Source organism: Emticicia sp. (assembly GCF_049241225.1).
Taxonomy (GTDB): Bacteria; Bacteroidota; Bacteroidia; order Cytophagales; family Spirosomataceae; genus Emticicia.
This window is the reverse complement of the sequence record NZ_JBMLRC010000359.1, coordinates 1-4,829: the sequence shown is the minus strand read 5'-3', so window position 1 is coordinate 4,829 and position 4,829 is coordinate 1. Positions and strand designations below refer to the sequence as shown.

Sequence of the window (4,829 nt, the reverse complement as noted above, 5' to 3'; positions counted from 1 at the left end):
TTAAAATCAACAATCGCCATCGCTTTATTAGCAACAACAGTATTCTTCAATGCAAATGCAGAAGATAAAAAATTGGAGAAAAACGAAACCTCAGCCGCTTCAAGCTCATTGGCTAACTACAAAATGAGTAACCTCAAAGTAGGAATGTATGAAGTAGGAAACGTAAACTCAATGAAATTGAATTTCACGCTTACAAAAGATGCCGATAAAATAGCTGTAGTGAAATTGATGGATGAAAACGGAACAGTATTGACACAAGAAAGAATTGGTAAAAAAGAAACAGCTTGCAACTTCCGATTCGATTTTTCAGAATCTGCCTCTGGTAAATATTTCATCGAAGTAACTAACGGCAACCACATTATCACTAAAGAGATTCTTAAAGGAAAAGGTACGTTGAGCTACTAAAAACCGCTCATCAAGAGTTTTGACCGATTGTGCTAAAACTCGAAACGTAAACAACAATCACAACATCTTATAATTAAAATATCGAAAAAGCTATAAAAAAATTAAAACTGCGGTTCGCCGCTCCAAAATTATGAAAACGTTAAAATCAACAATCGCCATCGCTTTATTAGCAACAACAGTATTCTTCAATGCAAACGCCGAAGACAAAAAAGAAGATAAAAAAGTAGAGAAAACAGAAACGGCTACGACCTCAAATTCACTACTTAACTATAAAATGAGCAACCTCAATGTAGGAATGTATGAAGTAGGAAATGTAAACTCATTGCTATTGAATTTGTCATTGACAAAAGATGCAGGTAAAATCGCTACCGTAAAATTAATGAACGAAAAAGGCAATGTATTGAGCGAAGAAAGAATCAGCAAAAAAGCCACTGGATATAATTTCAGATATGATTTCTCGACAATCGAAACTGGTAAATATTTCATCGAAATCACCAACGGTGAGTATGTTATTACTAAAGAAATCCTCAAAGGAAAAGGCACTTTAAGTTACTAATACCGCTTATCACTAATATCGACCGATTAGTCAAAACAGTGCAACGCAGCTAACAATCACAGCATCTTATAATCGAAAAAGCTATAACAATTACAAACATTTAAAGTCAATCACAAAATTATGAAAACGACAGTTAAAAATTTCGCAATCGCTCTTGTAGCAGGTGTATTCACATTCTCAACAGTATTAGCATCAGAGCCAATCGGCAAAAAAGATGAAAGTAAAACTGCCAGCAAACGCACATTTAACGTAGGCATGTATCGTGTCATTAACTCGATGAAAGTTAATGTTTTAATTGAAAAACAAGATGGCAAAGCACTAGATATCACATTAAGAAACGACCGAAATGAAATCATTTATTCGGAAGTTGTAGGTAAGCAAACCAACAAATTCTCAAAGAAATTTGATTTGACAGGTCTCTCGGATGGTAAATATCGTTTTGAAATCTCGAATGGTAAAGAGGTGATTTCAAAAGAAGTAAATTTAGAAACACACGCACCAACACCAGCAGAATATCGCTCAGTTGAGGTGAAGTAATATTAGTCCACGGTCGATAGTCGGCAGTCCATAGAAATGTTATCAGTTGTCTATCGACCGTAGTCTTGAAAAAATTAGTTAGTATTTAGTTTAGGGGATTTAGACAGCGTTTTGGAACTTTCCGAAACGCTGTTTTTTGTTTTCTGCCAATATCTTTTTACTTTCGTTTACAAATAATTAATCTTGATTAGAGAATAGATTTATTCGGCTTCTAAGTGTTTGATTATTCGTTACTCGTCATTCGATTAATTCGTAAATTCAAATTATTCAACCATTCCATTTTAATAAAACTCAATGAAAACCTCTTTCAAAACTCTACTTTTAGTATTACTCTCATTTTCAATGTTTTCTCTTACACAAGACAAACCCACTAAAGTTATTTTCTTTGGCGATTCTATTACGCAAGCAGGCGTAAATCCAGGTGGATACATCACCAAAATGAAAGAAATGCTCGAAAAACAAGGCATTAAAGATAAATTTCAGTTGATAGGAGCGGGTATCGGCGGAAATAAAGTGTATGATTTGTACCTAAGAATGGAAGACGATGTGCTTTCACAAAAGCCTGATGTGGTCGTAATTTATGTAGGTGTAAATGATGTTTGGCACAAAGCCAGCTACGGAACAGGTACCGATGCCGATAAATTTGGTAATTTCTACACGGCTCTTATCAAAAAAATGCAGTCGCAAGGTATCAAAGTAATCTGCTGCACACCAGCCGCCATTGGCGAACGCACAGACAATAGCAATCAACAAGATGGCGATTTGAATCATTACTCAAATATCATCCGTACGATTTCTGCCAAATTCGATTGCCCGCTCATTGATTTACGCAAAGAATTTATAGGTTATAATCTCAAAAATAACCCCACTAACAAAGAATCAGGTATCTTAACAACTGACCGAGTGCATTTGAATGAAATCGGTAATCAATTTGTAGCCGATTTGATGATGAAAGCAGTAGTGAAGTAAGTTTATTTAAAAAAATTATAAAGAAGACTTCAGACTGGGCGTTCTTTTCAGCGAAGTCTTCTTTATTTATTTCAGAGGTAAAACCTCGAAGAGGTGAAATGATGATAGATAAACAAGTAAATATGCTATTAAACAAACCCCGAAGGGGTGAAATAATCATAAACTATTTTCCATTTCATTCGCTCTAAATCACTATGAGAAGTCTTTGTATAGTTTTAACATTCATCAGTTTTATCTCAAATGCCCAAAAACAAATCGCTATCACGATTGATGATTTGCCTTTTGTGCAGGAACTTTCGCTCAAACACGCCCAAGAATCAACCACAAAACTGCTAAGTAAGATTAAACAACAAAAACTCACAACCGTAGGTTTTGTCAACGAAAATTCGGTTTATAAGTTAGGCCAAATCGACGAACGAGTTGCTTTATTGGATGCTTGGTTGGCTAATGGCCAACAGTTGGGCAATCATACTTTTTCGCATCCATCTTTCAGTAAATTATCGCTCGAAGATTTCAAGGCAGAAACCCTAAAAGGTGAAATTCTGACCGAAAAACTGAAACAGAAATATGGTCAGACTGAGAAATATTTCAGATTCCCGTTTTTGCATACAGGTTCTGATAGTCTGAAAAAATACGGTTTTCAAGCATTTTTGGCCGAAAAAGGCTATCAAAATGCACCAGTTACGATTGATGCTGATGATTGGGTTTTCAACAAAGTTTACATGGACGCCCTAAAAGCCAACAATAAAACTTTGATGAAAGAAGTGGCCGAAAAATACCTCAAACACACCGAAGCCTATTTTGATTATTACGAAAAACTCACGCAAGAGGTAGCTGGCCGACCAATCAAACATATTTTCTTGTGCCATGCCAATGCCCTCAATGCCGAGTATTTCAACGAACTCATTGATTTGATGCGAAAGCGAGGCTACACATTCGTAACACTGAAAGAAGCACTGCAAGATGAAATGTATAGTCGCCCCGAGCGAGTCATTACGACCAATGGTTTTTCGTGGTTGCATCGTTGGCGAATGACCGATAAAAAGAAAAATACACTAAAAGACCCCGAAATACCAGCCAATATTCAGGCTTTGTATGATGGGAAATAAATGTTAAGGTTTAAAAGGAAGGCTTCGTTCCGAACGAAGCCTTCCTTATTCTCTTAAATTTTAATATCAAAACAGCAATATTTTATCGAAAAATCTTTAATTTGCATCAGAATTCATCAATTAGGCTTCATCTATCATTATAATTACATTAAATCTCTTTAAAATTCAAAAACGGTACTCATGAGTCAATCTTTGATTAAGCCAGGCGTTGTTACAGGTGAAGCTTTGAATGCTTTGTTACGTCACGCCAACGAAAATGATTACGCCCTTCCTGCGGTAAATGTTGTTGGAACTAACTCTGTAAATGGTGTAATGGAAGCAGCTAAAGCTGTAAATTCGCCAGTTATTATTCAATTTTCAAATGGTGGAGCTTCTTTCTACGCTGGTAAAAGTTTACCAAACAAAAATCAAGAAGCAGCCATTGCTGGAGCAATTTCGGGTGCGATGCACGTGCATCAAATCGCCGAAATGTATGGTATTCCAGTTGTACTTCACACTGACCACTGTGCAAAAAAATTATTACCTTGGATAGACGGTTTGTTAGATGCAGGTGAAAAATTCTTTGCTCAACACGGCAAACCATTGTTTAGCTCGCACATGATTGATTTATCAGAAGAGCCTTTGGAGGAAAATATCGAAATCTGTGCAAAATACTTAGAGAGAATGGCCAAAATGGGCATGACCCTCGAAATCGAATTAGGTGTGACGGGTGGTGAAGAAGACGGCGTTGACAATTCAGACGTTGATAGCTCGAAACTTTATACACAACCTTCGGAAGTAGCTTATGCTTACGAAGAATTAGGCAAGATTTCTCCGAACTTCACAATCGCTGCGGCATTCGGAAACGTACACGGTGTTTATAAACCAGGTAACGTGAAATTATCGCCAATCATCTTGAAAAACTCACAAGATTTCATCCAAGAGAAATTCGGAACGGGTAATTTACCAGTAAACTTCGTATTCCACGGTGGTTCGGGTAGTTCACGTGAAGAAATCAGAGAAGCCATCAAATACGGTGCAGTGAAAATGAACATCGACACTGACGTACAATGGTCAACTTGGGAAGGTATCTTGAAATACTATAAAGACAAAGAAGGATACTTACAGTCGCAATTGGGCAACCCAGAAGGCGAAGATTCTCCGAACAAAAAATATTACGACCCACGTGTATGGTTACGCAAAGGCGAAGAAAATATGATTGCTCGTTTGAAAGTAGCTTTCGAAGATTTAGATTGTATCAATCGTAACGAAGG

General features: G+C 36.8%; 6 protein-coding genes. All 6 read left to right on the top strand.

The genetic code is table 11. The annotated features are described in order from the left end of the window. Nucleotides 1–405 (top strand): T9SS type A sorting domain-containing protein (locus ACOVO2_RS19010; RefSeq protein ID WP_421771491.1); only part of this gene is annotated, 405 nt, incomplete at its 5' end. A gap of 130 nt (nucleotides 406–535) precedes the next feature. Further along, on the top strand, nucleotides 536–961 hold the full coding sequence (locus ACOVO2_RS19005) for a T9SS type A sorting domain-containing protein (protein ID WP_421771490.1): 426 nt from the start codon (nucleotides 536–538) through the stop codon (nucleotides 959–961). A gap of 120 nt (nucleotides 962–1,081) precedes the next feature. Further along, on the top strand, nucleotides 1,082–1,498 hold the full coding sequence (locus ACOVO2_RS19000; protein ID WP_421771489.1) for a hypothetical protein: 417 nt from the start codon (nucleotides 1,082–1,084) through the stop codon (nucleotides 1,496–1,498). A 294-nt stretch (nucleotides 1,499–1,792) separates the two neighbouring features. Next, nucleotides 1,793–2,467 (top strand): SGNH/GDSL hydrolase family protein, encoded by a 675-nt coding sequence (locus tag ACOVO2_RS18995; RefSeq protein WP_421771488.1) that lies wholly within the window; start codon nucleotides 1,793–1,795, stop codon nucleotides 2,465–2,467. A 194-nt stretch (nucleotides 2,468–2,661) separates the two neighbouring features. Further along, nucleotides 2,662–3,576 carry a polysaccharide deacetylase family protein gene (locus tag ACOVO2_RS18990; protein ID WP_421771487.1) on the top strand — a complete coding sequence of 305 codons (915 nt, stop codon included), beginning with the start codon at nucleotides 2,662–2,664 and terminating at the stop codon, nucleotides 3,574–3,576. A gap of 180 nt (nucleotides 3,577–3,756) precedes the next feature. Beyond that, nucleotides 3,757–4,829 (top strand): class II fructose-bisphosphate aldolase (gene fbaA / locus ACOVO2_RS18985; protein WP_421771486.1); only part of this gene is annotated, 1,073 nt, incomplete at its 3' end.

Coding starts and splice junctions, on each gene's coding strand:
- ACOVO2_RS19005 (WP_421771490.1), top strand. CDS start 536: ATGAAAACGTTAAAATCAACAATCGCCATCGCTTTATTAGCAACAACA.
- ACOVO2_RS18990 (WP_421771487.1), top strand. CDS start 2,662: ATGAGAAGTCTTTGTATAGTTTTAACATTCATCAGTTTTATCTCAAAT.
- ACOVO2_RS19000 (WP_421771489.1), top strand. CDS start 1,082: ATGAAAACGACAGTTAAAAATTTCGCAATCGCTCTTGTAGCAGGTGTA.
- ACOVO2_RS18995 (WP_421771488.1), top strand. CDS start 1,793: ATGAAAACCTCTTTCAAAACTCTACTTTTAGTATTACTCTCATTTTCA.